The organism is Erwinia plantamica (assembly GCF_043420595.1).
GTDB classification, from domain to species: Bacteria; Pseudomonadota; Gammaproteobacteria; order Enterobacterales; family Enterobacteriaceae; genus Erwinia; species Erwinia aeris.
Genome location: NZ_JBGCUC010000041.1, coordinates 1 through 1,124 on the forward strand (window position 1 = coordinate 1; position 1,124 = coordinate 1,124).

Below are 1,124 nucleotides of genomic sequence, written 5' to 3' on the forward strand. Positions count from 1 at the left end.
AGAGTCATTTAAGATGGCTGAAAGAGAGGTGCCCATGAGCGGTAAGCGTTATCCAGAAGAGTTTAAAATTGAAGCAGTCAAACAGGTTGTCGATCGTGGCCATTCTGTTTCCAGCGTTGCAACACGTCTCGATATCACTACCCACAGCCTTTACGCATGGATAAAGAAGTACGGTCCGGATTCTTCCACTAATAAAGAACAGTCAGATGCTCAGGCCGAGATCCGCCGTCTCCAGAAAGAGCTGAAGCGGGTTACCGACGAACGGGACATATTAAAAAAAGCCGCGGCGTACTTCGCAAAGCTGTCCGACTGAGGTACGCCTTTATCCGTGACAACACCTGTTGCTGGCCTGTTCGCCTGCTCTGTCGGGTGCTGGATGTTCATCCCAGTGGTTTTTACGCCTGGCTTCAGCAGCCGCATTCACAACGCCATCAGGCAGACCTGGGACTGACAGGACAGATTAAACAGTTCTGGCTGGAATCGGGATGCGTCTATGGTTATCGCAAGATCCATTTGGATCTGCGGGACAGCGGGCAACAGTGCGGAGTGAACAGAGTCTGGCGACTGATGAAACGTGTCGGGATAAAGGCTCAGGTCGGATACCGGAGCCCGCGGGCACGTAAAGGCGAGGCCAGTATCGTGTCGCCCAACAGGCTCCAGCGACAGTTCAATCCGGATGCTCCGGATGAGCGTTGGGTAACGGACATAACCTACATCAGGACCCACGAAGGCTGGCTGTATCTTGCCGTGGTTGTTGATCTGTTCTCACGCAAAATTATCGGCTGGTCCATGCAATCCCGGATGACAAAGGACATTGTCCTGAACGCACTGCTGATGGCTGTATGGCGGCGTAATCCCCAAAAACAGGTGCTGGTTCATTCGGATCAGGGCAGTCAGTACACAAGCCATGAGTGGCAGTCGTTCCTGAAATCACACGGCCTGGAGGGCAGCATGAGCCGTCGCGGTAACTGCCATGATAATGCGGTTGCAGAAAGCTTTTTCCAGTTGTTGAAACGCGAACGGATAAAGAAAAAGATCTACGGAACGCGGGAAGAAGCCCGCAGCGATATTTTTGATTACATCGAAATGTTTTATAACAGTAAGCGTCGGCATGGTTCTAGCGA

General features: G+C 52.0%; 1 protein-coding gene. It reads left to right on the forward strand.

From position 1 onward, the window contains the following. Window positions 1–34: 34 nt before the first annotated feature. Window positions 35–1,124, forward strand: a protein-coding gene (locus AB3U87_RS21935) for an IS3 family transposase (protein ID WP_394150518.1) whose coding sequence is annotated in 2 segments (ribosomal slippage) — window positions 35–272 and window positions 272–1,124 — 1,091 coding nt annotated over the 2 segments. Because the reading frame shifts where the segments join, the coding sequence is not laid out codon by codon here. This gene is flagged as partial in the annotation.